This window comes from Haladaptatus rarus (assembly GCF_054177585.1).
Genome location: NZ_JBPEHG010000014.1, coordinates 69092 through 95317, shown reverse-complemented (window position 1 = coordinate 95317; position 26226 = coordinate 69092). Strand labels below are relative to the sequence as shown.

The window sequence follows — 26226 nt, the reverse complement described above, 5'->3', positions numbered from 1 at the left end:
TGCCATCCACCTAAATACCAGTCTCTCATGAGCTGGGCAAACCGTTGATCCACTGCTCGCAGGCCGTCACCATACCGCCGTACCAGCGTCATCAGTCCGACAGAACCGATCAAACTTCATGGTCAAAAAAGCTAACTATGATGACTGCTTCACGAAACCTACGATGAACCATCCCTCGGGAAACTATGATTCTCTCACCGAGTTTCTTAGAGATACATTCAGCGAGAGAGATCTCGGGTTTCTTGTAGCGTTGTGCATAGGGAGCTCGATCTATTTTTATCAAGCGTATGGGATGGGTCTGATTGCAATTCCGGCCGTGATAGCAGTGGCGGTGACAGTAGAGCTGGGCATTTATACAATATTACAGCCGCATCTATCGAAAGCACATCAGTATAAGCCTGAAGGATCACACGAAAAGACGCAACAATCCACACCGATTACTGAGCAAATCCAGCAGAATTGGTTACTTCCAGGTTCTTTGATAGGCATTATACTTGGGTGGACATGGTTGCTCTGGGTATTCTTTCGAACTCCTACTAATCCAAATCCGGGCATTTCAGTCGGGCAGATTATATTCGAAATAAAAATTGCAAGTATGGGTTTGATAGCTCTTGGTATTGTTTTGCTCAGTGGAGAAGGGTTACTATCTTCATATGATGTTGACTAAAGTCAAATAATACAGATAGATGGAACGTCTCCACACTTTCAGGCGTCGCTGTTACCATCCGATTCAATGGGCGAAAAATACGAGAGCAGTTTTAGTCGTCGGGATCAGTAGAGGAGGTGGGAGTGAAATCCTGTGGAGTGCTCTCGTCAGCGGTATCTTGCTGAGTGTGACTGGTATCCTTGGGGACGACGTTATCAAGGATAAGCGAAATTAACGCAGTCATCACAACAGCTTCACCGAAGAACGTTTGCGCTTGCTTCGGGAGTTGCTGAAGGACGTCAGGACGAGTGGCAACACCGAGACCGACGCCGATGGATGCAGCGATAATTACCATATTCCGCTGATTGAGCGTGACGTTGTCATTGAGGATTTTGAATCCATTTGATAGCACCATTCCGAACATGACGAGTGTTGCACCGCCAAGAACCGGGTTTGGCATTGTCGCGAACACTGCACTTACCTTTGGAACGAAACCAAACAGCACCAAGATCACACCCCCGATGGCGACAACGATCCGACTCATGATTCCAGTGAACGTAACGACACCAACGTTCTGTGCAAAGGACGTGTTCGGGAAGGCCCCGAAAACACCCGCTAGGCCACTCATTACCCCATCTGCAATAAGGCCGCCTTTCAGTTCCGACTCCTCCGGTTCGCGGTCTTCGACGGCTGTAATTGCAGAAATGTGTCCAATCGTTTCCATTGAGGTGGTTATGTACAACACCCCCAGAATGAGAATTGGGATCGGTTTGAACTCGATACCGAATTTAAGCGGAACCGGATAGGCGAACCACCCTGCTGAAGCAACGGGGGAGAAGTCAACAAGGCCGAATATCGCAGCAGCAACGTAGCCGACAGCGATGCCGATCAGCAGGCTGAGGATTCGAAGATAGCCTGAGAACAGCTGATTAAGCCCGATTGCGACAGCGAACACAAGACCACCGACAGCGAGGTTAACTGGGGCACCGTAGTTTGAGGCGTTGACGCCGCCAGCAAGGTAGTCCATTCCAACTGGGATGAGATAGAGGCCGATAATCACAACAATCAACCCATTCACGAGTGGTGTGAAATATGACTCGAACCACTCAAACTTCCAGCCGATGAAAATCTCGACAACGGCTGCGACTACACACGCACCGAAGGCTGCTGCGAGGCTGTACTGTGTCGCAACGCCGATAATACCGCCGACGAATGCGAAACTCGTTCCCATCACGATGGGGAGACGTGCGCCAACTGGGCCAACTGGAATCGCTTGCACAATCGTCGCAAGTCCGGCGAAAATAAGTGCCATCTGAATAAGGAACGTTGTTTGCCCTGTTGCAAGTCCTACTGCACCTGCGATGATAAGCGGTGGTGCTATGTTTGGTAGGATCATTGCGAGGATATGTTGCAACCCTAACGGAATTGATTCGAACAACGGTGGTTTGTCATCGACTCCATAAATAATGTCGACGTCGGAGTTCTCACTCGACATGACTGTGGGATATTTGCTGCGTTACCATATATCTAGGTATTAATTGGCACACCGGCAGCAATAGACTTCGAGAAGCTAGATTAGATGGTTTGTGTGGACTCACAACCAGTTTGCCACAAACAGTGGCTCTGATTCACACTGGGACACACTCACTTGGTGAACCGCTTGAGGTCATCCACGTAATCGATGTCTCGTGTAACGCCAGCATCATCGGTTTCGACTAGCACGGAGTCTTCGTGTTCTACGATAAGTCGCCGCCCTCCTCGGTCACCTGCCACGGTCGCAAGCGCATCGAAGTGTTTGTCGCCGAAGAGAACGGGATTACCGCGTTTTCCATCATAGGACGCGGCAACGATGGTACCCGTCCCGCTCCGATACGCATCCAAGAGAGCATCTATCGTTTCGGAATCCACGAACGGCATATCTCCGAGTGCGAAGACGATCGCGTCCCAATCTCGTTCTTGAGCGAACGCAACCCCGTCACGAACTGACGTACTTTGTCCCTCGGCGTACTCTGCATTATACCGGAACGAGACATCGAAATCAACGAGCGAATCGCGGACTGCGTCGGCATCGTATCCGACAACCACACAGATTTCATCGAGACTAGCGCACATGAGTGACTGCACTGAGTGACGGACGAGGGGTTCATCGTCGACGGGCGTGAGAAGTTTGTTACCGCCTTCGAAACGCTCGCCTTTGCCGGCGGCGAGAAGGACGCCGCCGATAACCTGTCTCTCATCGTCGAATGTGTGTGAACGACTGCCTTCCCCGTCTGAAACGTTGTCGCCCGTCATTCGGTCGCAGTGTACGGGACGATACGTACTGATTCCTCTGTCTCGAATCCTGACTCTGTCAAGACGAATCCATCCGCACGGGTCGCCCGAGTACTTGAGGAGAGAACGCTCGGATCGAATGTGCCATCGTACACCGAAAACGGGGAACTCTCGTGTCCGAGCGGTTCTGCCACGCCGTCATTGAGTGTAACCGGAATGGCGTACTCGAACCCTTCAGTGGGCACGTCGACTCCGACGCTGGCAGTGGCTGTCACTTGCGGGAGAGACGTCACGCCGGTAAAGAACGGCCGCAAGACAAGCGTCGCAATGATATGTGCGCCGACCGGTTTGCCAGGGACGGCGAACACGACAGCATCGTAGTCTGGAATCGTCGCAGCTGCAATCGGTTTTCCGGGACGGACACGAACTCTGTAAAACCGGACATCACCCAACGACCGGAGTGCACGAATGACGTGATCCTTCTTGCCAACGCTCGTCCCACCTGTAGTAATAACGATGTCGCGTTCTGCCGCAATTGTTGCAATAGCGTCCTCAACGCGGTCGTACTCGTCAGGTACGGCGCCCTCGTACGCTACCGCGTGATTCCACGACCGAACCAACGATCCCAGCATCGATGAATCCAGGTCAGCGGTTCGTCCCTCATATATTTCGGTTCCAGTTGCCAGCAGCCCAACATCGAACCGCTTTGCGACGGAGACGGAATCGTACCCGAGATCTCTGAGCAGAATAGCATCCTTTGCAGAGAGACGTTTATTGGCCTCAAAGAGGGTTTCCCCTGCTGCGACGTTGCTACCTCGTTCATAGACATACGTACCGGGATTGATGTCTGAACCGCGAAGGGTCTTGTCGCTAACGGTCGCTTCTTCGATTTTCAACACTGCGTTGGCTTCCTCAGGAATCGGCGCACCGGTAGCAACGCGCACGGTTTCGTTCGCTTCCAAGGAGGGCGGGTCGTCCTCAGGAAACACCTCTCCCTCGATGACTTCGAACGGGTACGGTTGGGTTGCGTCAAACGCGAATCCATCCATCGTAGAGTGGCTATGCGCGGGCATGTCAGATTCAGCAACGATTGAATCAGCCAGCACATGTCCCTCGAATGCTTCAGTTATTGGGACACGCTCGGTCGACTGCGTCCTCAGTGCCTGCGACCGGAGCGAGAGCATCACCTCGACGGCTTCGGATCGACTGATCACATCACTATGCTCATGGGAAGGACTACTGTTATCATGTGTCATACATGGAGGTATCGGTGTTCGTCTATATCCTTTATGTCACTAATCGATAATGATCCACTGATCCTGGTAGCGTTCAAGGACTTCACGAGAATGTTCGTCGAGTGGATGATCCCGGTCAGGGATGTCAATCTCGTGGTCTGGCTCGAACAGCTTCGTCGTGAAGTAGCGGTGGCCAGTGTCAGTGATGATGGTCACGATGTTGTTGAATTCGGGGCGTTCACGAGCCATCCGGATAGCCCCTTCGACGTTGGCACCACTGGAAATCCCGCAAAAGATACCTTCTTCCTCGGCGAGCGAACGGGCGCGCTCGATAGCGGCATTGCTCTCGACAGTGACGACACCATCGAGGAGTTCTGCATCGAGGTTCTTTGGTACGAACCCGTCGCCGATACCCTCGATTTCGTGTGTCCCCCATTGGCGACAGGATAATAGTGGCGCTTCCTTCGGTTCGAGGGCATAGATAGCCGTATCCGGATCAGCTTCGCGGAGTCGCCGACCGACGCCAGTGACGGTTCCACCCGTCCCTTGCCCCGCAACGAATGCATCCGGGGCGCCGCCGAGTTGCGCTACGATTTCCGTGCCAGTGGTCTGTTCGTGAGCGGCTGGGTTGTCGGGATTGCTGAACTGGTTCGGGAACCAGTACTTGCCAGGTGATTCGTCGAGCATCTCCTCAACGCGATTCACTGCGAGATCAACGTCGCTCTCACCACCGGGCGTCTCGATGAGTCGGCCGCCATAGGCTCGGATGACCTTCTTTCGTTCCTCGCTCATTCCTTCCGGCATGACGATCGTCACGTCGTAGCCAAGCTGTGTGCCGACGAGGGTACACGCGATGCCGGCATTACCCGTCGAGCATTCGACGATCTCCATGTCCTGGTCGAGATCACCGCGATCCTCAGCAGCGGTGATCATTTCGTGATAAATACGGTCTTTGATGCTGCCCGACGGGTTGACGAATTCCAGTTTGGCGTAAATGGTAGCATCAGCGTCGTCGCTTGCGTTCGGGAGTTTCACCAGCGGCGTCTCGCCGATGTTCGCGAGAATATCGGTCGCAGCGGAATCTGTGCTATTATCTGATGAGTTCATATGTCCTTACCTCTACTTCAAGGTAGAAATATCCGCCGAAATTAGCGACATCTGACATAATGCGCGGCGGACAGTGAATCCGCTCGAAGCATTCAGTCACGCAGCCCGATTCGAAGATATCGTTCGGAAGGAGTAGTGTCGTTATTGCGGAACCTTCCCTTCAACTCCCTCGACATAGCTACCCATCTTTTGGAAGAGGAACGACCCGTTTTTACCCGAGAACTTGCTCTCCGCCCAGACATCGAGATTACCATCTTCGATGGCAGACCGCTCCTCCGATACCTTGTTCTTGACTTCTTTCGGGACAGATGGCCCCCACTCATCGAGATCGATGATGCCGGAGTTGAGTCCTTTCCAGTAACTGTCTGACTTCCAGGAACGGTTGTGCACAGCTTCGAGCGTCGGTTTGTAGAACACCTCCCAGTTCCAGATGGGTGACGTGAGATAATTATCCCCGCCGAATTTGCCCATCGGTGCGTCGTACCCCGTTGCCCAGATGTTCGCATTATTCGCCGCCTTCACGGCCGCCGGTGAGTCCTGATGTTGAGCCATGACGTCCACGCCCGCGTCTATGAGCGTCTGCGCGGCCTCCTTCTCCTTGGGCGGATCGAACCACGTGTTCGTCCAGCGAACCTTCGTCGTCACCTGGTCGTTGACTGCCCGCGCCCCGAGAGCGAAGGCGTTGATACCGCGCACAACCTCGGGAATTGGGAATGCGCCGACGTACCCGAGCGAGTTCGCCTCGGTTACGAGGCCAGCAGCGACTCCGGCGAGATACCGTGCTTGGTACATGCGGCCGAAATAACGACCCATGTTCTTCGCCGTCTTGTATCCGGAACAGTGTTCGTACAAGACCTTTGGATTCTGTTTGGCGATTTGCAACATCGGATCCATATACTCGAAGGTGGTTCCGAAGATGATATCGAAGTCCTGTTGAGTGTATTGTTGGATAATTCGACTGGCGTTCGCCGGGTTGACGGCTTCCGAGTATTCCGTTTCCAGCCAATCAAATTCATTCGCTACTTTCTTTCGTCCTTGATCGTGTGCCCACGACCACCCGAGATCGCCGACCTCAGAGATGTAAATCCATGCGGCCTTTACCGATTCCCGTTTATTCTGTTTGTTGCTGTTATTGCTCGTTGTACAGCCGGCGAGCCCGATTGTGCTAATCGTGCCGAACGCCTTTATTACGTCTCGTCGTGTAGGGTTCGTGTCTGCCATAGTTCTGGTTGGTTTAGTTGCTGGTTGTGCGGCTCGTCGTGATCCAACGGCGGTCGTGAAAGACCGATGGTTGTCAAGTTACGGCCCGTGCTAACGTGACACAACCTATATAATAAGAGTATTCATTACTAATAGTTATATATACAATTTGTCTATCATAACCATCTAGATAACGTTTGTAGAATTTGGGTGTAACGAATGTGAACAGGTGGTATATAGTCGAAGACGATAGATAGATGATTGAGAACAAACGTTATACTACTGGGAAATGCAGATATGCGTGTGATTTACAAACATGGCTGAGGATTCATTTCTCCGGATGGAGAGCATCGTAAAGAGATTCCCCGGAGTGATCGCAAACGACCATGTGAACTTCTCCGTCAAGCGAGGGGAGATTCACGGATTGCTTGGGGAGAACGGCGCTGGAAAAAGCACACTGATGAAAATCCTCTACGGTCTGTACTCCGCTGACGGGGGAGAAATCTGGATCAACGGTCAGCGACTCGATTTGGATTCCCCGCAGGATGCTATCACCAACGGCATTGGCATGGTGCATCAACACTTCATGCTAATCCCACGGCTGACAGTCGCCGAGAACGTTGTCTTAGGTGAGCGCGAACCCGCCTCAGCGTTTCGGGAAGACAACGACTCTGCCAATTGGCTCCCGGAGGCACTCAGGGAAAATAGTACGATTCGAGGATTGGCTCGTCGGTTCTCTCTCGGTCTCGATGTACCGGAGCAGCGTATTGCAACTCTAGCCGATGAGTATGGGTTCGACATTGATGTCACTTCGCACGTCTGGGAATTGGACGTAGGACAGCAACAGCGTGTCGAGATATTGAAAGCGCTCTATCGAGACGTCGACCTTCTCATCCTCGACGAACCAACTGCGGTACTAACGCCGAACGAAGCCGAACGCCTCTTCGATACCTTAGACCGGTTAACCGATCAGGGTCTCTCAATCATCTTTATCACGCACAAACTCAAGGAAGTCGAGGCAGTCACTGATCGGGTGACGGTTCTCCGAGAAGGGGAGACCGTCAGGACAGTCGAAACGGAGTCAGTAAGCCGTTCAGATCTCGCCCGGTTGATGGTGGGCCGCGATGTCCTCTTCCAGGTCGATAAAAAAGCCGTGGAAATTGGCGATCAGGCACTTCGGGCTGACGATCTTTATGCGGACGATGATCGCGGTATTGAAGCGCTATCTGGCATCGATTTGACCGTCCACCAAGGTGAAATCGTTGGGATTGCAGGCGTTAGCGGAAACGGACAAAAAGAGTTGGCCGAAGCGCTCGTCGGACTACGCGACCTCAGAAAAGGGACGATAACGCTTGGTGACGCTGACCTAACCGGAGAACATCCCCGACAATTCATCGAGAACGGTGTCTCGTTCGTCCCCGAGGATCGACTGAAATACGGCTGCGCGGAAGATTTGGCGGTAATGTACAACGCGACGATGAAGGACTTCCGCGACGATCGGTTCGGAGATGGCTCATTTCTTGACTACGATGAGTTGCGAATATACGCCGAAACCCTTGTCGAGGACTTCGACGTTCGCGGTGTTCACGATGTGACCGAGGTTCCTGCCGGCGACCTCTCGGGCGGCAATCTCCAGAAACTTATTCTCGCACGCGAGATTCACCGAGATCCTCGTGTTCTCGTTGCAAATCAACCCACACGTGGAGTCGACGTCGGCGCAATCGAGTTTCTCCGTTCGGCGATTCTCGACCAGCGCAAACGCGACACCGGTATCGTTCTCATCTCCGAAGATCTCGATGAGATTTTCGACCTCAGTGACCGTATCCTCGTCATCTATGAGGGTAAAATCGTCCACGAAACCACACCTGAAGAAGCCGACCGCGAACGCGTCGGTCTCGAAATGACTGGTGGAGCCGGAACCGTGGATCTCACATCGGATTCCGAATCGGGCTCAGAGGGTTCAGCGATGACCGACGGAGGTGAGCGACCATGAACGTCGAAGTTGAACTCTCCGCGAGGGAGACGATTCCTCCGTGGCTTGCGTATGGAACACCAGTACTTACTGTAATCGCCGCGCTCGCAACAAGCGCCATCGCATTGGTCGTACTTGGCGTGAATCCTGTCGCTGCCTATTCGTTGATGTTCATTGAGACTGCGACTAACGAATTCGGGATTACCCAGACACTCATCAAGTCGGTGCCGCTCATCCTCACTGGACTTGCAGTATACCTCCCGCTTCGGGCAGGCCTCTGGAACATCGGGGCAGAAGGCCAACTCTACGTTGGAGGTATCGTCGGAACGTGGATCGGACTAAATATCGGTTTACCAGCGATGGCGCTACTGCCATTAGCGCTCATTGGTGCTGCGATCGCCGGTGGAGTTTGGGCTGGCATCCCTGGGTGGCTCAAGGCGAAGTGGGACGTCAACGAGATTATCACCACACTTCTGTTGTCGTTCGTCGCCATCGAACTTGCCAACTACATGGTTCGCGGACCGATGCAGGGTGGGGCAGGCAATTTCCCAGTGAGTGCTCTCTTACCCTTGGCTGCACAGTTACCGACGATATTTGGAACGGGAATCCACGCGGGATTGCTCCTTGCCGTACTCGCTATCGTGGGCGCCTACGTAATCATCACCAAAACGAGATTTGGCTTCGAGGTGACATTCGTCGGTTCGAACCCTGAGGCCGCTGAACAAGCCGGGATGAGTACCTACAAGGTGTACCTGTTGGTCTTCTTGCTCGGTGGCGCTCTTGCCGGGTTTGCCGGATTCAACGAAATCGCGGGCGTGCAAACCCGTCTACGGCCGAACTTCTCACCTGGATACGGGTTCACGGCGATTCCAATCGCCCTGCTCGGACGGAACGGTGCGTTCCGCGTCATGCTCGCGGCGGTGTTCTTTGCCTTGTTGTTTGTCGGCGGGTCGAGCATGGAGGTGAGCCTCGGTGTTCCAGGCGCGCTGGTTGACGTCATCCAAGCACTCATCATCCTGTTTCTTATCACCGCCGAGTTCATCAAGAGCTACAGAGTCGACGTCCGTGTCGAGCGTGAAGCGTCTAAACAACCTACCAGCCGGGTGGAGGAGGTCTAAAAATGGTGGGATTCCTCGCAGGCCTGCTCGGCGCGACCGTTCAGGCGGCCACGGTGCTTATCTTCGCGAGCCTTGGTGAGATAATCAGCGAACGCGGTGGTGTACTCAACCTCGGCGTCGAGGGCATCATGTTGGTCGGCGCTCTTAGCGGATTCATCGTCACGGTCATCACAGGAAGTTACTGGCTGGGATTCTTCGCTGCCATCCTGCTGGGTGCGGCCATGTCATCGATTCACGCGTTCCTGACGATATCGCTCAAGTCAAACCAAGTCATTAGCGGGATAATGCTAACGTTGCTCGGTATTGGGCTGACGACCTTCTTCGGCCAGCAGTGGGTCAGTAAATCGATTACCGGCTTTCCACAGATGACGCTCCCGATCGTGGGCAAGTATCTGGTAGAAATCCCAATCATCGGGGAGGCATTGTTCCGCAGCACGGCACCAGACTTTATCGCGCTTGCACTGGTGCCCGTTGTCTGGTACTTCCTCTTCCGGACGAATCTCGGATTGGAGATCATCTCCGTCGGGGAAGATCCTGAGACAGCCGACACCATGGGCGTAGGCGTGTTCAAGATGCGGTATCTGTGCGTCCTACTTGGTGGTGCATTCGCGGGTGCGGCGGGCGCACATCTCTCACTGGCGTACTCTCAGCTTTGGGTTCCAGGAATGGTCGCCGGACGGGGGTGGATCGCTGTCGCACTGGTTATCTTTGCACAGTGGCGGCCAGAACGCGCCCTCGTCGGTGCGTACCTATTTGGTCTATTAGATGCGCTCCAGTTGCGGTCACAGGCAATCTCGCTCCAACTCAATGCGGGAACGCCGCTGGCAGATCTCGTCAATCCTGTTTTAGAGTTCCTTATGCACCCGACTATCATGGCTACCTACCCGTACATTGCGACCATCTTAGTGTTAGTCTTCACTGTCGTCCGGCTTGAGAACAAGCAGCTTGGTGTCCCAGCTGCGTTACTGGAGCCGTATAGCCGGGAAACTGATTAACCGACGGTGGTCGACGGCGACCGCCTATCGCTCATTTTCGGCGATTTCGAGCGTTTCTTTCTCGAAGGACGAGACAATGGCGCGGTCAAATCGATCAGTTTGCTCAAAAACCGTCGATACAACATCGCGTGCTGTTTCCCGCTGGGCAGGCGTATCGGCCTTGTTGACCAGCAGTATCGCGGTTGCCTCAGCGCCCACTCCCTTGAGTCCACCTGCTTCGTCCGCGAGTACCGTACCCACTGCTTTGGACGTGAGGGGAGATGCAATGTCGAGTCCAGTGATCGCAGATACCCGTTCCGGACGGTGAACTGTCGGCGCTTCCAGCGGTGCTCCGACTGCGCGAACCGAAGCGACCACGATGACGGATGAACTCAGTTCCGGAATGACGGGTTCGTTCGATCCGGGAGCCTTGAATTCGCGACGACGCGCGCCATCGGCCTTGACGAGAATCACGTCGAGCGTGCCGCGTCTATATAACGAATTGAGAATAGGTTGGTCGTATCCACGTACCTTCTTGTCAGCTCGTTTCGGATTTTCGACTCGATCGCTGGCGAATGCCACTGGAGTCTCGTGATCGACGAGAGCCATTGGCAGTTCGTCAGTGGAAGCCATCAGGAGCGGGAACTCGTCCGGCGGTGGCATATGAGTCGTCGTGGTATACCCCACCGTGAGATTTCGGCTCGCCATCTCCATGGCAAGATAGCGCATCGCCGTCTTCTTGCCGCCCGCGCCGACAAACGACACGAGTTCCCGGTCATTCAACCCGAATGCTTCGACGAGGTTCATGCTTCACGGTCGCATTCCACGGACAATAGTCTTGACCCGGAGACCGACGAGAAGAGACGACAATGTTATTGATTCGCATGGGGAATGGACGAACATGAAACACGTTGACGTTACGGGTGAAGTTTGCCCGCGTCCAGCACTCATCGTCCGACGAGAACTCTCGGAGATGGAACCCGGCGATGAGCTGTTTGTTCGAGGAGATTATCCGCCGGCAGAGCAGAACCTGCGACGGACGTGTACCAAACATGGGTTCGAGGTGACCGGGAGTGGTGATGAAGACGCGACTGAGGCGTTTGAACTCCGTATTACGATGACTGAGGAAGCAACTATTTCGGAGCGGAATCGCAATGAGTGATACCGATTCTAACCGTGATGACTCTCCTGCTCTCACCGAGTTTGCCGAATTACATGGGTGTTCCTGCAAAGTGGGTCAGAACGATCTCGAATCGCTGTTGGCTGAAGTTGGCCTTGATGAACGCCAGGACGACTTGCTTCTCGGCGTTGGAGAGGACGCCGCTGCACAACGGTTACACGACACCCTTGCACTGGTCTCTACGGTCGATTTCTTCACGCCGATTATCGACGATCCGTACCATTTCGGACGCGTCGCGGCCTGCAACGCGGCGAGCGACGCATTTGCTACTGGAGCTATCGACAACCTAAGTTGTCTCGTCGTCCTCGGCCTTCCACGAGAGGTGACAGAACACGCGCCAGCCGTGCTCGCGGGGATACTCGACGCGTTCGAAGAGATGGACGGGACGGTCGCCGGTGGCCATACCATCTTGAACCCCTGGCCGTTCGCGGGCGGCGCAGTTACGGCGACCGCGAAACCGAGTGACCTCCTCAGTACGCTCAACGCGACACCGGGTGACCAACTCTACTTAACTAAGCCACTTGGAACCCAACCTGCGATGGGAGCGCTTCGCGTCAAAGACGGTGAGTTCGGCGCGACGGTCAGAGACTCAGTCGAGCGGTCAATCGATCAAATAGGGGACGAAGCGCTATCGTGGATGACGACACCGAACCGCGAGGCGGCCACGACTGCCAGAGAACTCGCCACGGCGGCGACGGACGTTACCGGGTTCGGCCTGGTAGGACAGGCTCGAGTCCTCGCAAAGAACGCTGATGTCGGCGTCGAGATAACCTCGCTTCCCATCATCGAAGGGACGCTCGAACTGTCACAACTATTCGGATACGGCCTCGAAGATGGTGAAAGCGCTGAAACAAGCGGCGGTCTCCTCCTATCAGTTCCGTCCCACCGGACTGCGGAGCTAGAGACTGCACTTTCGGATGCTGGCGTATTCTACCGACAGGTCGGCCACGTTACCGACGGTATGGGCGTGCAACTCGTGGAACCGACGGTCGAAGAGATCACGCGCTAGCGGAGGCGCAGTACTGCCTCAAGGACGCCGCCACCGAGACAGAGTGCCTTATCGGAGATCTTCGTATGGTCGACCGCCTCACCTCGTGGATCCACGTCGCCAAGCTTCGCTCCCTCGGAGACCTCGATGTTTTCATGAACGAGTCCTCGAACGAGCCCGTCGATTTCCGCTTTCACAGGTTCGTCGTCTATGTGCCCAACGATATCACCAGCAGAAACAATGTTTCCGATGGCAGCCTTCGTCTCCCAGTGACCGTCCGTCGGAGCACGAAGCACGCGTTCGTGGGTGTGCCCTCGGCGCCTGCCGGGTTCACCATCGTATGGGCTCGTCGTTCCCTCGTAGAAAACCCGCCCGAGTTCGTGGCCGCGATCTGTCTCAACGACGGCATGGACGTCTTCACCGGCCTCGAATCCTGGCCCAAGTCCGATAACGACGTCGGCATCTTCGCGGCGAGTTCCGGTGTCGAACCGCCCCTTCGCCATGATCGCATCGACGAGAACGGCAGGGTTGAGTTCGTTCGCCACCGTGGCTTCTCGATCCTCAAGGACCGGTATGTCGTCTTCAGTAAGGATTTCGAGCGCCTCGTCGACGGACGCGGCACGACGACCAATGACGCCCTCGATAGAAACTTCGTCCTCGTACATCGCATCGGCGAAGGCGACAGCACGCCTGACAACAGTCGGTTCAGCTACTTCAGTAACGATAACGGGGTACCCCGCCTGATGAAGGCGATAAACGACGCCGCTTCCGAGGTCGCCACCGCCCCTGACAACCACGAGGTCGTCAAGGTTCAATCGTGATGCTGGTCGTCCGGACGCGTCGTAGCGATCCTTGTTCATCTCCGCAAGGATAGACAGCGCGATGTCCTCTGGGCCACCACCACCGAGTTTGAGCCCGATTGGGGCACGTACTCGTGCAAGATCGCGACGACTGTACCCATCCTCGACGAGCGATTCGATGACGTGTTCGGTCTTGGTCTCACTGGCGACGAGACCAATATAACCGGCGCCCCCGTCGATGGCAGCGGCGACGGCCTGCTGGTCGAACGTCCCGCTTCGCGTTGCGACAGCGACCGCAGTCTCGGATGTCATCGGGAGATCTCGGAGCACGTCACCATACTCGCCGTGAATCACGTCTGTACTGTCGGGGAACTGCTCTGGGTCGGTGTACCCCTCGCGGTCATCAACGACAGTAACGTCGTAGCCCAGTCGCTCTGCGAGCGCCGCCAGGTCGACACCGATATGGCCACCACCGGCGACGTAAAGGCGCGCTCGTCCGCGGATGCGGTCGATAAATACGTCCATCGAGCCACCACATACCATTCCAGTGTTTCCACCAGGTTTGAGTTCATACGTCCTGACACCTGGAGATTCGTCCCCCCGCAACACGTCTCGTGCGGCTTCGATGGCGAGTCCTTCTACCGTGCCACCGCCGATGGTGCCGAGTTCGTCGTCCTCGGTGACGAGCATCCGCGTACCGACGTTCCGTGGGGCACTGCCGTTCTTCCCGACCACGGTTAGCATTGCTGCCGGTTCGCCTCGATCGACGAGTTCGGAAATTTCTTCGAAGACAGTCATACGAAGTTCTTTGTCTCCTGTTCGAGTACGAGTTCTATTACCTTATCGTACGGGATACACTCGATGTCCGGCGGAAGGTCGACACCACGAATTTCAACATCTTTCTCGACAGCGTAGGTAGGGACATCAAGTTCTGGCTGTAAGAGGACGCCGTCCTGAATAAGGACGATGCGGGCGTCGTCGTCACCTGCGGCGGTTCTAAACGCGATCTCGGCCATTGGTTTATCAACGAGATAAAGCATGGTTAGAAATCCAGTGTGTGATCAGCGTCGCGGATAAGTTCGGCGACCGCTTCGCCAGAGCGCACCGCTACGTCATCCGCAATTTCGTCTGCGTCGATACTTCTCTCGCTCATCGCGTCGGCGTCCACGACCATCTCCCCGTTTTCTGCATGGAGGTCGGTAATGTGATCGGGCATGTTCAACGCTTCTCGGTCAACAGCCGCACGGGCGGCGTAGACGGCGTCGTCGGTGAAGATGACGGTCACATCGTGCCGGTCAAATCCCGCTGCGACACCACGCGCAGCACGCAGTCCCTCGGGCACGTGTACACGCCCATATGGGCCGCGTGTGAGTAAGACGGCGACAGTACACTTCATAATGAGATCACCCGGTCAGCCTCCCCAAGAATATCAGCAAGGTCTGGCAGTAATCCGAGTTCGACACCCTCGGGATAATCTGTCTCAGCGTCGATGCCGCGTGCGTTTACGCAAAGTCCACAACAGATGACTTCGGCGCCGTCGGCGATAAGGGTCTGGAACTTTTGCGTCGGCATCTCGTCGTACAGTCCAGCGTCTGAACAGTCCGGTAACTCTTGGTCGGCGACCGGAACGAACGCACCGTCGAGGTAGTGGAAGTATGTTACTTCGTGACCAGCGTCAAGTGCCGCCCGTCCTAGTTCATAAGCGGTTCGCCACCGTTCGCTGTCGAACGGACCGCCTGTCACAAGAAATCCGAGATGGGCCATATCTGAAATGTAGCGTATTACTCTTTATTAGCATTTGCCCCGAGATCGCCGCCACGAATAGGCAAAACTCCCAACTCATGGTGGCTAATCTGTATAGTAAAAACACAGGTAGAATAGATGGATGGTCAGTCGCGTCGTTCCAACGCTTGCTTGATTTTCTCGGCCGTGATTGGGAGCGTGGAGACCCGGACACCGACCGCATCGCGGATGGCGTTACTGAGCGCCGGGGGAACACCATTCGTCGGGAGTTCCGCGATAGATTTTGCGCCGAATGGGCCAGTTGGCTCGTGCGTCTCGACCAGAATCGTTTCCATCGGTGGATGATCGGTGGTTCGGGGCATGCCGTACTGCCGGAACCCGAGCGTCTGCGGTTGACCCTCCTCGTCGAATTCGAGACCACCGCTGGTGGCGAATTCAAGACTCATGTGTTCGCCACCTTCGATCTGTCCTTCGACCTGCGGCGGGTTGATGGCGACACCACAATCCGCAGCGAAGACCATCTTGTTGATCTCAAACTCTCCGGTTTTCTCGTCGACGGTGACGTCGACGAACTGAGCGCCGAACGGTGGTGGACTCTCATCCGTCGAATGATGACCTTTGCCCATTATCTGTTCTCGTTCCTCGTCGCCGTAGGCGGCCTCGTAGCCAATCTCCTCGAGCGAGACGCTGTCGCCGGTCTCATCACTGTAGACCTCGCCGTTGCCGGTTTCGAGGTTCGCCACCGGTTCGTCGAGCAACTTCGACCCCCAGTAAAGAAGCCGTTCTCTCGCCTCTTCGGCGGCCTTTTTGACAGCCTGACCGCTAATATAGGTCGTCGAAGAGGCGTACGCGCCATAATCGAACGGGGTTAGATCTGTATCGGAGGATGTGACGACGACGTCTTCTGGCTTACAGCCGGTGACTTCCGCGGTAACCTGACTGAACATTGTGTCTGTACCGGTACCCGTATCGACGCCACCAACCTGGAGGTGGAACGAACCATCTTCATTCATCGTGAGCTGGGCAGCACCCAGTTCCTTCCCAGCGACGCCGCTCCCTTGTGCGATGATGGCCATCCCGACACCACGGTGGAGATGATTCTCGTCCGGCTGCTCGATGGCATCATACCCAATGGACTTCTTTCCGCTATCGATGCATTCGTGGAGGCCGCACGACCGAATCCGTCTGGCGAACCGGTCACCTTCCTTGAGGATGGCCGAGTTCCTGTCAACATCACCTTCACGGATGGCGTTTCGCATACGGAATTCAATAGGATCGATGTCGAGACGTCGGGCGACCTCGTCCATGTGCGACTCAACGGCAAAGTGACCCTGGGGCGCACCGTAGCCACGCATTGCCGCACCCATCGGAAGGTTCGTGTGGGCAACGTCACCCTCGAAACGGACATTTGGAACACGTGGATACAGTGGGAGCGGCTTCGTCCCGACGTTGTATGCGACGGTCATTCCGTGAGTGCCGTACGCACCGGAGTTTGACAGCGTGTAGAAATCCATTGCTTCGAGTTCACCGTCCTCGGAGACGGCTGTTTTCATTCGCATCCGCATCGGGTGACGGAATCGAATCGCGTAGAACTCCTCACGGCGAGTCAACTCTACCTTGACCGGCATCTCCGCCTTCAAATGGAGGGCGAAGGTAATCGGTTCAATAACCATCTCCTGCTTTGAGCCGAACCCAGCGCCAATTCGCGGTTTCTTCACTCGAATATCTCGAATCGGGATGTCGAATAAGTGCGAGAGCTGCCGCCGTGTGTGGAATGGTACTTGCGTCGCCGTGATGAACGTGTACCGGTTGTCTTCGTCCGTATATGCTATCGTGGCGTGGGGCTCAGGAACGCAGTGTGACTGATACGGTGTCTCCCACTCCGTTTCGAGCATCCGGTCGGCGTCGGTCTCCTCGAATACGCTGTCAACGTCGCCGAGTTCACCCGCAAAATGGGATTCGAGATTGCGGTCGTAATTCGCACCAGATTGCTTGTTGTCGACGTCGTCGGATTCGAATAGCTGCGGGGCCTCCGGATCCATCGCATCCTCAGGGTCGAACACGGTATCGAGTTCCTCGTATTCGACCTTGATTTGACGGATAGCACGGTCGGCGGTGTCCTTGTCTTTTGCCGCAACAGCAGCAATGGGATCTCCGACGAATCGCACGTGTTTGCGGAGGATGCGCATATCCCATGGACTCGGCTCTGGGTATGATTGACCAGAGCTGGAGTATAATTTGTCCGGAACGACATTGTCCCAGGGCGTGATGATAGCGTAGACACCGTCCATCTTTTCTGCTGCGCTCGTGTCGATGTCCGTTACGTAGCCGTGCGCAATGTCGCTGCGAAGTATTTTGCCTTCAGCGAGTTCGGGGAAGCGCTCGCGGTAGTCCGCGGTGTAGCGTGCATCACCCGTGACGATTTTCCGTGCATCATACTTCTCGGTATCGTCGCTGATATGTTCTCGCTTCGCTGAGTTTTTCGAAGCGTCACCGGAGTCTGTTGGTTCGGTCAGGGTCTCTCCGAGTTCCTTGACACCCTCGTCTTCTGGAAGGGTTTCGTCAATGTCGAGATTGTCTTCCGTGGGATGACTCATTCGCCACATCCCCCCTGAAAATCATCCCGACCGTAGCCACAGGCCCCCTCATCTTCGGCAATATCGGATAGTCCACCATCAGTGGAGACGGATTCGCTACTGTGCATTCTGTTGCTCGCGTCGAGAACCGCCTCAACGATCTTCTTATAGCCGGTACACCGGCAGAGATTATCCGATAGTGCCTCACGTACCTCCTGTTCCGTCGGGTCAGGATTCTCGTCCAAGAGCACCTTCGAGCGGACTATCATCCCGGGAATACAAAATCCACATTGGAGCGCGAAGTTGTCGACGAAGGCCTCTTGAACTGGATGAAGGTCGTCCTGACTGCCCAGTCCCTCGACGGTGTGAACCTCAGCACCATCAGCCTTCACGATTGGCAGCACGCACGAATTTTCAGGTTCGCCGTCAACCACGACCGTACAGAATCCACATGCACCTGTATCACAGCCTCGCTTGGCACCCGTGTATCCGTTTTTCCGCAGGACATCGAGGAGACTATCGGATCTTGATGCGTCAAACTGTCTTTCTTCCCCGTTGATTTCTAGTTCCACTTGCAAGTGAATCACCGTCCAGTGGCTGGTTATACTGTTATACTGGGACAGTCGAGTATAAATAAACTGTTGAGGTTTCGACTGAGATCGGCGTGAAATGAGGTCATCACGTGAGTCGTAGTTTAACTCTCTCCGATTTCCTGCCGAGACTGGCACCGACTCGGTTAGCGTCATGCATCGTTAAGTCACAGCGCAATTAGTCGCTACCATGAGAGTTCTCGTACCGTTTGACCCGCGGAATCCGAAGTCGCGACTTGCTCCGATTCTCAACGAGGACGAGCGGCAGGAGTTCGCGAGAACGATGTTGAAAGACGTAATCGAGGCAATTCGTGAAACCGGCATCACTCCGGACGTACTGACCCCGACACGGATCAGAGTACGAGATGCATCGATTCTCGTTGATGACCGTCCATTGAGCTCTGCCGTAAACGCGACACTCGATGCAACAGTAGGCCCGATTGCCGTGGTTATGGCCGATCTCCCGCTCATCACACCCGCTGCCTGTTCTCGATTATTCAAAGCGGAAGGCGAAGTAGTTTTCGCGCGGGGGTTAGGCGGAGGAACGAACGCACTGGTGACTCGACATCCGGAATTCGCTGTTGACTATCACGGAACGTCGTATCACGATCATCTTCAAATCGCTGAGAACCACAATTTATCGGTGACCGAATTGGACTCGTTCCGATTCGCCGTGGACATCGACCAGCCGGAGGATTTGGTCGAAATTCTTCTTCATGGAGACGGACAAGCACATGAATGGCTTAGGAGTACGGGATTCCGACTCGAAAATGGTGATGGACGCATGACGGCCAAACGAATTAATGATCAGAACACTATGAATCGCCCAGGATCTTCTGGTCTCAACGACGTACCGTGAGAGCAAGACCCTCTGTATCGACGACTTTGACTTTCTCTCTTTGTCTGTTTGGATTCGTAGCTAGTACAAGATTTCGCTCTCGTTGTGGCTTGGCTGCCGATTTGCGGTTGCTGTGCGACGCAATTTCACACACTAACACACATTTTCACAGATTTCCTAAATGCTGAGGTGCTATGGTTTATACTGTCAACCTCACTCGGTAAAAAATTAGTTATAAGAGGATGTGTGATATTCACATTCATGTTATCGTATGTCAGGGGAAGCCAGCACAGATGATGTCGTAGCTAGTGAAGAGACCGAACACGGAGAGGTGGTGCAGGAGTCATGGTTTGCAAATTACTTTGGCTTAGCAGAAAACGGAACCGATGGACGAACTGAGGTAATTGCTGGTATCACGACATTTCTGACGATGTCGTACATCGTCGTGGTGAATCCAGCGATCATGGCGGGAATACCCGGCTCAAAGCCAGGAATAATCATTGATGGCTATACACCGGGTGAAGTTCAGCAGATGCTAGCTGTCGTCACAGTTCTATCGGCAGCAATCGCCATCTTCGTGATGGCATTTTATGCGAATCGCCCGTTCGCACAGGCGCCCGGCCTCGGTCTGAACGCCTTCTTCGCGTTTACCGTCGTCGGTGCGCTCGGCATCCCGTGGCAGACCGCACTCGCTGCTGTCGTTACCGAAGGTGTGTTGTTCATCGGCCTAACTGCCGCAGGGGCACGGAAGTACATCATTCAGTTATTCCCCGAGCCCGTGAAATTCTCGGTCGGGACGGGGATTGGACTATTCCTCGCTATTATTGGACTCGAAGAGATGCAAGTGGTCGTTGGTGATCCAGAAACCCTCGTGACACTGGGTAATATCGCGTCGAGTCCAGTCGCTTTGGTTTCGGTATTCGGGTTGTTCCTGACGTTAATGCTGTACGCACGGGGAATTAAGGGATCGATCATCTTTGGGATTATCGCAACGACGGTAGCGGGCTATGCAATCGAAGCCGCAGGGCTAGTCAACTCCGGAACGTTAACCCAAGAGATTCCAAGCGCACAGTACGACATCACGCCCCTCGTTGGTGCGTTCATCCAAGGCTTCCAGAACCTCGATGCCTTTGCGTTCGCGCTCGTTGTCTTCACCTTCTTCTTCGTCGACTTCTTCGATACGGCTGGGACACTCACAGGTGTCTCACAGGTTGCTGGCTTCCTTGACGATGACGGAAACCTTCCCGAGATTGAGAAACCGCTGATGGCCGATGCCATTGGAACGACTGCCGGTGGTATCCTTGGCACTTCGACAGTCACGACCTACATTGAGTCCGCGACTGGTGTCGAAGAAGGCGGCCGAACGGGGATGACGGCGCTCGTCGTCGGGCTGTTGTTCCTTGGAGCGCTCGTAATCGTCCCCCTCGCTGCAGCGGTTCCGTTATATGCATCGCATATCGCACTGGTCGTCGTGGCACTGCTGATGTTGCAGAACGTGACGGAAATCAAATGGGATGATCTCTCACACGCTATCCCGGCAGGGATGACCATACTCATCATGCCGCTAACCTTCTCTATCGCGTACGGCATCGCCGCAGGAATCATCTCTTACCCGGCCATCAAGACTGCCAAGGGAGAATGGCGTGACGTTCATGTTGGTCAATGGATTCTTGCGGCAGCGTTCGTCCTCTACTTCGCTGTTAGGACGAGCGGCGTGATGCAAACAGTCGCTTGAACAATTCTCCACATTCTCTATCCTAATTTGCTCATTGGATAGTCCAGACCCAGTCATAGAATGTAATGGACGGGAGTCGTCCAGAGCCATACCCCGTGGCATTCAACTCGAGAGTTCTGTAAAAAGGAGCAACCGCAAAGTGCTACCTTAGTTACTGACAACCACGTCAACGTAGTCGAATGCTTCGACATCGACGAGGCCGTTGTTGGTGAGACGATATTCCGGGATGACCTCAAGGGCGAGAAATGAGAGTTCCATCAGACCTCCCCCATGGGAGAGACCAATCTTGCGAGCAGCGTCTTCGACCGCTTCAAATTGTTCCTTGACAACGGGAAGTGGTTCATCAGACATGAGCCCTGCAACTGGCAACGGGAGTGACGTCATTTCGTCGGATATAGGATCGTATGCTGCGATGCCACCTTCTATCTCGCAAAGGTGGTTCGCCACCTGGGCCATGGCATCGAAGCTTGCCCCCGCCACAATACAGTTATGAGCGTCATGAGCAATGGTCGAACCGATTGCACCACGTTCGAGGCCTAACCGATGGACGAACCCACGACCGATACTGCCGTCGTGGCCATAGCGCTCTATGACGGCCATTGGAAGAATATCTGCTTCCATATTGGCGGTGAGAACTCCGTCCAATCCGGTGGGTGGGTTTTCAGTCTCGACCGGTACCCTCGCAGCCATACGTGCTGTCTGAAGACCACCTTCGGCATCGACGACGCGAACTTCGACCGTTCCGGTTCCATCGTGTTTAGTGGCAAGATCAGCAGCAGTAACCGGATCAAACTGAACGGTGTCTGTCGCAACCTCTGAAGCTGGTGGTTCGTCTGCCCCATCAGTCGGGTCAAGTACACCAGCGACGAGGACGTGTTCGACGTCCCACGATTCCAGATTGTTGAGCAACACTATGTCGGCAGATGCACCGGGTTCAATTCGGCCAAACGGGAGATCATAACTTTCAGCGGTATTGATCGTTGCCATCTGAATTGCCTCCATTGGATCAACGCCTAGTTGGATGGCCTTCTTGACGACAAAGTCGACCCCGCCTTGCTCGATTAAATCTGTTACGTCCCGGTCATCAGTACACAGCGAAAGGCGACGGGTATCAACCTCGTCGACGATCCCGATGAGGTCTTCGAGGTTCTTACTTGCCGACCCCTCACGAAGGTAGACTCGGAGGCCGGCGGCAGCCTTCTGTCGTGCTTCCTCGATAGCAATACTCTCGTGGTCGTTGTCGAGATAGCGGGCGACCTCTTGGAGGTCGTGCCCAATAATCCGGGGTGCGTGCCCATCGACCGTCAGTCCACGTTCGCGAGCGGCGACAATCTTCGAATGAACCTCCTCATCGCCGGCGAGTACTCCTGGGATGTTCATAACCTCGCCGAGTGCGACTACCTTGTCAGCGTCGAGCAAGTCCGCCACGGCATCTACATCCATGGTCGCGCCACCGTCTTGGAGATGGGTCGCCGGTACCGATGACGGGACAGTGAAGCGGGCTTTCAATGGGGTGTGTTCCGTGTCGTTGATGACGGCACGAACACCCTGTGTTCCAAGAACGTTCGCAATTTCGTGAGGATCATGAATCACGCTGGTCACACCGCGTGGGACTACGGCGGCACCGTATCGCGGAAGGGTGACCATCGACGATTCAACGTGCATGTGCGCATCAATCAGACCCGGTGCGATGTACCCCGTTTCGAGTTCGCGCTCTGCTGGCCGTTCTTCGAGTGCGACCACCTCCCCATCGTTGACTGCCACCGGCCGGTCTTCCAAATTACCGGTGTTGACGTTAACCAACGTTCCGCGAATCAGCAGATCGACTCGGTCGCTCATCGCACTAACCTCTCAACCAACTGCGTTTGATATCTGCTGCTATTCGTTTCTGACTTTGCTTCCATGACAGCAGCGAGCATATCCAGACCGTGATACGACCGAGTACAAATAGCTTGTCACGGGTTGACGTCCAACATACACTGTAGACTCACTAAAGCAAATTCGCCACAATATTCTGTCGGGAAATGAGCGACACGATTAGCCAGGAGGCAACTGACGATAGACACAGAGAGGAAGAACGAAGGATCAAGGACGGTGAAATAGTCTGCGTCAGTCGCCGCGTCCGTCAAGCCCTTGCTTGATTTTCGCGGACGTGATCGGCATATCGTAGATACGGACACCGACAGCTTCACAGATGGCATTACTGAGCGCAGGTGGAACCGTGTTTGTGGGCACTTCGGCAACGGACTTCGCACCGAACGGCCCGGTCGGCTCGTGTGTCTCGACGAGGATGGACTCGATAGGTGGTGACTCCGCGGCCGTCGGGAACGCGTAGTCGTCGAAGTCTCGGACTTCCACACGACCCTCATCGTTTATCGTAATTCCATCATTGACGGCCATCTCGTAGCTCATATGATTGGCACCTTCGACCTGCCCTTCAGCCATCCCGGGGTTGATAGCGACGCCACAATCGACCGCCACCGCCATTTTGTTGACCTCAAACTCGCCAGTTTCCTCGTTGACGGTGACATCGACGAATTGAGCCGCGAACGGCGGTGGGCTTTCCTCAGTACAATGTGTACCCTTGCCAAGAATTTGCTCTCGTTCCTCGTCGCCGTAGGCGGCCTCGTAGCCAATCTCCTTGAGCGAGACGCTGTCGCCGGTCTCATCACTGTAGACCTCGCCGTTGCCGGTGTCGAGGTTCGCCACCGGTTCGTCGAGCAACTTCGACCCCCAGTAAAGGATTCGCTCTTTTGCGTCTTCGGCAGCCTTCTTCACTGCCATCCCACTAATGTAGGTCGTCGAAGAGGCGTACGCGCCGTAGTCGAACGGCGTGATATCGGTGTCCGAAGATTTGATAACGATGTCCGTTTCGTCAACGCCCAGAACTTCCGCCCCAATCTGGATGAAGGCAGTATCCGCCCCGGTTCCGATGTCGACACCCCCGACCTGGAGGTGGAACGAGCCGTCCTCGTTCATCATGAGCTGTGCAGCACCGAGTTCGTCGCCAGCGACGCCCGTTCCTTGCGCGGAGAGCGCCATACCAATACCACGGTGGAGATGGTCGGCATCGGGTTGCTCGACGTTGTCCCAGCCAATCGCCTCCTTGCCGCGCGCAATGCAGTCGTCGAGACCGCACGATCGGATACGGCGTTCTGCACCTTCGCCGCCCATCATACCTGCTATTTCGTCAAGGTCGCCCACCTCCATGTAGTGGCGCTGTCGAAATTCGACAGGGTCGAGATCAAGGTCGCGTGCGACTTCATCGAGATGCCCTTCGAGTGCGAGGGTTCCCTGTGGTGCACCGTATCCACGCATCGCGCCGGTCTGTGGCGTGTTCGTGTGCATGATGTCCGCTTCGAAGCGGACGTTCGGTACCTTCGAATACAGTGGCAATGGCTTGCTACCAACGTTGCCAGCGACCGTCATGCCGTGGCTTCCGTACGCCCCGGTGTTCGAGAGCGCGTACAACTCGATAGCCTCGATTTGGCCGTCATCAGTCACCGCCGAGCGAGCCCGCACCGTCATCGGGTGGCGCGACCGCATCGCATAGAACTCCTCTTCGCGGGAGGCCTCGTACATAACGGGGCGTTCGGCCGCCAGCGACAGCGCCAGTGGAATTGGCTCAACAACCATCGCCTGTTTACCTCCGAAGCCGCCACCCACTCGAGGTTTCTTGACTCGAATGTCTCTGATCGGAATGTCAAATAGGTGGGCTAGCTGCCGCCGGGTGTGATTGGGTACCTGTGTGCTCGTGATGAGAACGTGCCGGTTGTCCTCATCGGTATACGCAAGCGAAGTGTGCTTTTCCACCTGCGCGTGGGATTGCCGGATAGTCTCCCACTCAGTTTCGTGGACGTGGATGTCCTCCCGTTCGAGCGCAGCCTCAACATCGCCAATCTCACCCTCAATGTGAGACATCCGATTACGATTGTAGTCGTGACCGACAATCTCGTTTTCGACCTCGTCATCATCGAAAAGCTGCGGCGCGTCCTCGTTGAACGCCTCCTCAGGGTCAAGGACGTAATCGTATTCCTCGTACTCAATCTCGATGGCTTCAGCGGCAGCCTCGGCAGTTTCAGCGTCCTCTGCGGCGACAGCTGCAATGGGGTCTCCGATATAGCGAACGTGCTCGTTGAGCACATTCATGTCCCATGGACTAGGCTCAGGGTAGGACTGTCCGGCACTGGTATACTTCGCGTTTGGCACCGCATCGGACCACGGCGTGAGGACGGCATAAACGCCGTCCATTGCTTCGGCCGAACTCGTCTTGATATCAGTCACACGTCCGTGTGGAATCTCGCTTCGGACGACTGCAGCATGCGCCAGATCTGGGAACTGTTTCTCGTAGTCTGCCGTATACTTCGCCTCGCCCGTCACGAGCTTTCGGTCATCGTCTTTTTCAGACGGCTGTGAGATGCTCGCCCGTTCCTCGGGAGCCTTTCTATTGTTCGCCGGTTCGTCCCATTCGAGTGGATGCTCTTCGAGGTCTTCGAGTTCTTCGAGTTGCTCTCCGGGTGGGTGTGATGCCGCACCACCGTCTGCCTTGGGATCGTTTGTTTTCTCACTCATTGAGATCACCTCTATTGCGGGAGTCGACCCTCGCACCGCCATCGGTTACGGCAGCTTGTTCACCACGCATTCGACCGGCTGCATCGAGGATCGCCTCGACCGGTTTTTGGTAGCCTGTACACCGGCAGATGTTGTTGTCGATAGCTTCGCGGACTTCCGTCTCCGATGGATCCGGGTTGGCAGTCAGCAGTGATTTGGCCTCGATTACCATCCCCGGTATACAGAACCCACACTGCACCGCAAAGTGGTCGACGAATGCTTGTTGGATCGGGTGCAAATCGTCCTGACTACCGAGCCCTTCGATAGTTTCGATCTCAAAACCGTCGGCGTCTTCGGCCGCCAAGCCACACGCCATTTCTGTTTTACCGTCGACGAGTACTTTGGAGGCGCCACAGGTTCCCCCGTCGCAGCCACATTTCACGCCGGTGTAGCCCTCCCGTCGTAGTACCGTCGCCAGGTCGTCGTTCTCCCCGGCTTCGACTGTTTTCCGTTCGCCGTTAATTGTCAGGTCAATCTTCACGGTGTTTCCTCCGTTAAAGCGTATGTGCTAGGTGCACACGCGTCGTATTATGGAATGGGTTACAGCGACACATATATCTATGGTTGTGATTGACATGGTTTGACGTCCTGCAAGCCACCTATCTAGATGTGGAACAAGTGGCGGACGATACGATTCCGCTG

At 55.2% G+C, this 26226-nt stretch carries 23 protein-coding genes; 8 read left to right on the top strand and 15 right to left on the bottom strand.

Annotated elements, in window-relative coordinates:
• The first annotated feature begins 118 nt into the window (after positions 1 to 118).
• On the top strand, positions 119 to 667 hold the full coding sequence (locus ACR3FE_RS22115; RefSeq protein ID WP_458209866.1) for a hypothetical protein: 549 nt from the start codon (positions 119 to 121) through the stop codon (positions 665 to 667).
• A gap of 91 nt (positions 668 to 758) precedes the next feature.
• On the opposite strand, the gene ACR3FE_RS22110 is transcribed toward ACR3FE_RS22115, so the two are convergent.
• The 5 genes from ACR3FE_RS22110 to ACR3FE_RS22090 all read right to left on the bottom strand — a co-directional run bounded on the left by ACR3FE_RS22110 (position 759) and on the right by ACR3FE_RS22090 (position 6480).
• On the bottom strand, positions 759 to 2141 hold the full coding sequence (locus ACR3FE_RS22110; protein WP_458209865.1) for a uracil-xanthine permease family protein: 1383 nt from the start codon (positions 2139 to 2141) through the stop codon (positions 759 to 761).
• Between the two features lie 149 nt (positions 2142 to 2290).
• On the bottom strand, positions 2291 to 2938 hold the full coding sequence (locus ACR3FE_RS22105; protein WP_458209863.1) for a nucleotidyltransferase family protein: 648 nt from the start codon (positions 2936 to 2938) through the stop codon (positions 2291 to 2293).
• Complete coding sequence (locus ACR3FE_RS22100; protein WP_458209862.1) at positions 2935 to 4173, bottom strand: molybdopterin molybdotransferase MoeA; 1239 nt, start codon at positions 4171 to 4173, stop codon at positions 2935 to 2937. Before ACR3FE_RS22100 ends, ACR3FE_RS22105 begins: the two co-directional genes overlap by 4 nt.
• A 39-nt stretch (positions 4174 to 4212) precedes the next feature.
• A complete protein-coding gene (locus ACR3FE_RS22095) occupies positions 4213 to 5259 on the bottom strand; it encodes a PLP-dependent cysteine synthase family protein (protein WP_458209860.1) in 1047 nt (348 codons plus the stop codon).
• Between the two features lie 141 nt (positions 5260 to 5400).
• Positions 5401 to 6480 carry a BMP family ABC transporter substrate-binding protein gene (locus ACR3FE_RS22090; RefSeq protein ID WP_458209858.1) on the bottom strand — a complete coding sequence of 360 codons (1080 nt, stop codon included), beginning with the start codon at positions 6478 to 6480 and terminating at the stop codon, positions 5401 to 5403.
• 295 nt (positions 6481 to 6775) lie between these two features.
• Here ACR3FE_RS22090 and ACR3FE_RS22085 point away from each other — a divergent pair, with 295 nt between their 5' ends.
• Genes ACR3FE_RS22085 through ACR3FE_RS22075 form a run of 3 tightly spaced genes read left to right on the top strand, consistent with a single transcriptional unit; the run spans position 6776 to position 10544 of the window.
• Positions 6776 to 8452, top strand: coding sequence for an ABC transporter ATP-binding protein (locus ACR3FE_RS22085; protein WP_458209857.1), 1677 nt, complete (start codon positions 6776 to 6778; stop codon positions 8450 to 8452).
• A complete protein-coding gene (locus ACR3FE_RS22080) occupies positions 8449 to 9549 on the top strand; it encodes an ABC transporter permease (RefSeq protein WP_458209856.1) in 1101 nt (366 codons plus the stop codon). Before ACR3FE_RS22085 ends, ACR3FE_RS22080 begins: the two co-directional genes overlap by 4 nt.
• Positions 9550 to 9551: 2 nt before the next feature.
• Positions 9552 to 10544, top strand: a complete 993-nt coding sequence (locus ACR3FE_RS22075) for an ABC transporter permease (protein WP_458209854.1) — start codon at positions 9552 to 9554, stop codon at positions 10542 to 10544.
• A 24-nt stretch (positions 10545 to 10568) separates the two neighbouring features.
• Here ACR3FE_RS22075 and yqeC read toward each other — a convergent pair whose 3' ends face one another.
• Positions 10569 to 11330 (bottom strand): selenium cofactor biosynthesis protein YqeC, encoded by a 762-nt coding sequence (gene yqeC, locus ACR3FE_RS22070; RefSeq protein WP_458209852.1) that lies wholly within the window; start codon positions 11328 to 11330, stop codon positions 10569 to 10571.
• Between the two features lie 94 nt (positions 11331 to 11424).
• Between yqeC and ACR3FE_RS22065 the strand changes: the two genes are divergently transcribed.
• Complete coding sequence (locus tag ACR3FE_RS22065) at positions 11425 to 11685, top strand: sulfurtransferase TusA family protein (RefSeq protein WP_458209850.1); 261 nt, start codon at positions 11425 to 11427, stop codon at positions 11683 to 11685.
• Positions 11678 to 12712: a selenide, water dikinase SelD gene (gene selD, locus ACR3FE_RS22060; RefSeq protein ID WP_458209848.1), complete on the top strand. Its 1035-nt coding sequence runs from the start codon at positions 11678 to 11680 to the stop codon at positions 12710 to 12712. Before ACR3FE_RS22065 ends, selD begins: the two co-directional genes overlap by 8 nt.
• On the opposite strand, the gene yqeB is transcribed toward selD, so the two are convergent.
• The 6 genes from yqeB to ACR3FE_RS22030 all read right to left on the bottom strand — a co-directional run bounded on the left by yqeB (position 12709) and on the right by ACR3FE_RS22030 (position 18388).
• Complete coding sequence (yqeB, locus tag ACR3FE_RS22055; protein ID WP_458209846.1) at positions 12709 to 14289, bottom strand: selenium-dependent molybdenum cofactor biosynthesis protein YqeB; 1581 nt, start codon at positions 14287 to 14289, stop codon at positions 12709 to 12711. The two genes, selD and yqeB, sit on opposite strands and share 4 nt — an antisense overlap.
• Positions 14286 to 14507: a hypothetical protein gene (locus ACR3FE_RS22050; RefSeq protein WP_458209844.1), complete on the bottom strand. Its 222-nt coding sequence runs from the start codon at positions 14505 to 14507 to the stop codon at positions 14286 to 14288. Before ACR3FE_RS22050 ends, yqeB begins: the two co-directional genes overlap by 4 nt.
• Before the next feature lie 26 nt (positions 14508 to 14533).
• A complete protein-coding gene (locus ACR3FE_RS22045) occupies positions 14534 to 14887 on the bottom strand; it encodes a DsrE family protein (protein WP_458209843.1) in 354 nt (117 codons plus the stop codon).
• The gene (locus ACR3FE_RS22040; RefSeq protein ID WP_458209841.1) at positions 14884 to 15255 is read right to left on the bottom strand and encodes a DsrE/DsrF/TusD sulfur relay family protein; all 372 of its coding nucleotides are present in this window, start codon (positions 15253 to 15255) and stop codon (positions 14884 to 14886) included. The genes ACR3FE_RS22045 and ACR3FE_RS22040 overlap by 4 nt, the downstream gene beginning before the upstream one ends.
• Before the next feature lie 125 nt (positions 15256 to 15380).
• Positions 15381 to 17840, bottom strand: coding sequence for a xanthine dehydrogenase family protein molybdopterin-binding subunit (locus ACR3FE_RS22035; protein ID WP_458209840.1), 2460 nt, complete (start codon positions 17838 to 17840; stop codon positions 15381 to 15383).
• Entirely contained in the window at positions 17828 to 18388 is a 561-nt protein-coding gene (locus ACR3FE_RS22030) for a (2Fe-2S)-binding protein (protein WP_458209906.1), read from the bottom strand. The genes ACR3FE_RS22035 and ACR3FE_RS22030 overlap by 13 nt, the downstream gene beginning before the upstream one ends.
• A 202-nt stretch (positions 18389 to 18590) precedes the next feature.
• On the opposite strand from ACR3FE_RS22030, the gene cofC reads away from it, so the two are divergent.
• Together cofC and ACR3FE_RS22020 are read left to right on the top strand one after the other, a co-directional pair.
• Complete coding sequence (gene cofC / locus ACR3FE_RS22025) at positions 18591 to 19259, top strand: 2-phospho-L-lactate guanylyltransferase (protein WP_458209839.1); 669 nt, start codon at positions 18591 to 18593, stop codon at positions 19257 to 19259.
• Between the two features lie 250 nt (positions 19260 to 19509).
• On the top strand, positions 19510 to 20973 hold the full coding sequence (locus ACR3FE_RS22020) for an NCS2 family permease (RefSeq protein WP_458209838.1): 1464 nt from the start codon (positions 19510 to 19512) through the stop codon (positions 20971 to 20973).
• Positions 20974 to 21120: 147 nt separating this feature from the next.
• Here ACR3FE_RS22020 and ade read toward each other — a convergent pair whose 3' ends face one another.
• From ade to ACR3FE_RS22005, 3 genes are all read right to left on the bottom strand, one after another.
• Positions 21121 to 22812: an adenine deaminase gene (gene ade, locus ACR3FE_RS22015; protein ID WP_458209837.1), complete on the bottom strand. Its 1692-nt coding sequence runs from the start codon at positions 22810 to 22812 to the stop codon at positions 21121 to 21123.
• 270 nt (positions 22813 to 23082) lie between these two features.
• Positions 23083 to 25545, bottom strand: coding sequence for a xanthine dehydrogenase family protein molybdopterin-binding subunit (locus ACR3FE_RS22010; protein WP_458209836.1), 2463 nt, complete (start codon positions 25543 to 25545; stop codon positions 23083 to 23085).
• The gene (locus ACR3FE_RS22005) at positions 25538 to 26065 is read right to left on the bottom strand and encodes a (2Fe-2S)-binding protein (protein WP_458209835.1); all 528 of its coding nucleotides are present in this window, start codon (positions 26063 to 26065) and stop codon (positions 25538 to 25540) included. The genes ACR3FE_RS22010 and ACR3FE_RS22005 overlap by 8 nt, the downstream gene beginning before the upstream one ends.
• Positions 26066 to 26226 lie beyond the last annotated feature (161 nt).

Bases quoted from the DNA above. Each gene is read 5' to 3' on its own strand.
- ACR3FE_RS22115 (WP_458209866.1), top strand. From the start codon at position 119: ATGGTCAAAAAAGCTAACTATGATGACTGCTTCACGAAACCTACGATG.
- ACR3FE_RS22110 (WP_458209865.1), bottom strand. From the start codon at position 2,141: ATGTCGAGTGAGAACTCCGACGTCGACATTATTTATGGAGTCGATGAC.
- ACR3FE_RS22105 (WP_458209863.1), bottom strand. From the start codon at position 2,938: ATGACGGGCGACAACGTTTCAGACGGGGAAGGCAGTCGTTCACACACA.
- ACR3FE_RS22100 (WP_458209862.1), bottom strand. From the start codon at position 4,173: ATGACACATGATAACAGTAGTCCTTCCCATGAGCATAGTGATGTGATC.
- ACR3FE_RS22095 (WP_458209860.1), bottom strand. From the start codon at position 5,259: ATGAACTCATCAGATAATAGCACAGATTCCGCTGCGACCGATATTCTC.
- ACR3FE_RS22090 (WP_458209858.1), bottom strand. From the start codon at position 6,480: ATGGCAGACACGAACCCTACACGACGAGACGTAATAAAGGCGTTCGGC.
- ACR3FE_RS22085 (WP_458209857.1), top strand. From the start codon at position 6,776: ATGGCTGAGGATTCATTTCTCCGGATGGAGAGCATCGTAAAGAGATTC.
- ACR3FE_RS22080 (WP_458209856.1), top strand. From the start codon at position 8,449: ATGAACGTCGAAGTTGAACTCTCCGCGAGGGAGACGATTCCTCCGTGG.
- ACR3FE_RS22075 (WP_458209854.1), top strand. From the start codon at position 9,552: ATGGTGGGATTCCTCGCAGGCCTGCTCGGCGCGACCGTTCAGGCGGCC.
- yqeC (WP_458209852.1), bottom strand. From the start codon at position 11,330: ATGAACCTCGTCGAAGCATTCGGGTTGAATGACCGGGAACTCGTGTCG.
- ACR3FE_RS22065 (WP_458209850.1), top strand. From the start codon at position 11,425: ATGAAACACGTTGACGTTACGGGTGAAGTTTGCCCGCGTCCAGCACTC.
- selD (WP_458209848.1), top strand. From the start codon at position 11,678: ATGAGTGATACCGATTCTAACCGTGATGACTCTCCTGCTCTCACCGAG.
- yqeB (WP_458209846.1), bottom strand. From the start codon at position 14,289: ATGACTGTCTTCGAAGAAATTTCCGAACTCGTCGATCGAGGCGAACCG.
- ACR3FE_RS22050 (WP_458209844.1), bottom strand. From the start codon at position 14,507: ATGGCCGAGATCGCGTTTAGAACCGCCGCAGGTGACGACGACGCCCGC.
- ACR3FE_RS22045 (WP_458209843.1), bottom strand. From the start codon at position 14,887: ATGAAGTGTACTGTCGCCGTCTTACTCACACGCGGCCCATATGGGCGT.
- ACR3FE_RS22040 (WP_458209841.1), bottom strand. From the start codon at position 15,255: ATGGCCCATCTCGGATTTCTTGTGACAGGCGGTCCGTTCGACAGCGAA.
- ACR3FE_RS22035 (WP_458209840.1), bottom strand. From the start codon at position 17,840: ATGTGGCGAATGAGTCATCCCACGGAAGACAATCTCGACATTGACGAA.
- cofC (WP_458209839.1), top strand. From the start codon at position 18,591: ATGAGAGTTCTCGTACCGTTTGACCCGCGGAATCCGAAGTCGCGACTT.
- ACR3FE_RS22020 (WP_458209838.1), top strand. From the start codon at position 19,510: ATGTCAGGGGAAGCCAGCACAGATGATGTCGTAGCTAGTGAAGAGACC.
- ade (WP_458209837.1), bottom strand. From the start codon at position 22,812: ATGAGCGACCGAGTCGATCTGCTGATTCGCGGAACGTTGGTTAACGTC.
- ACR3FE_RS22010 (WP_458209836.1), bottom strand. From the start codon at position 25,545: ATGAGTGAGAAAACAAACGATCCCAAGGCAGACGGTGGTGCGGCATCA.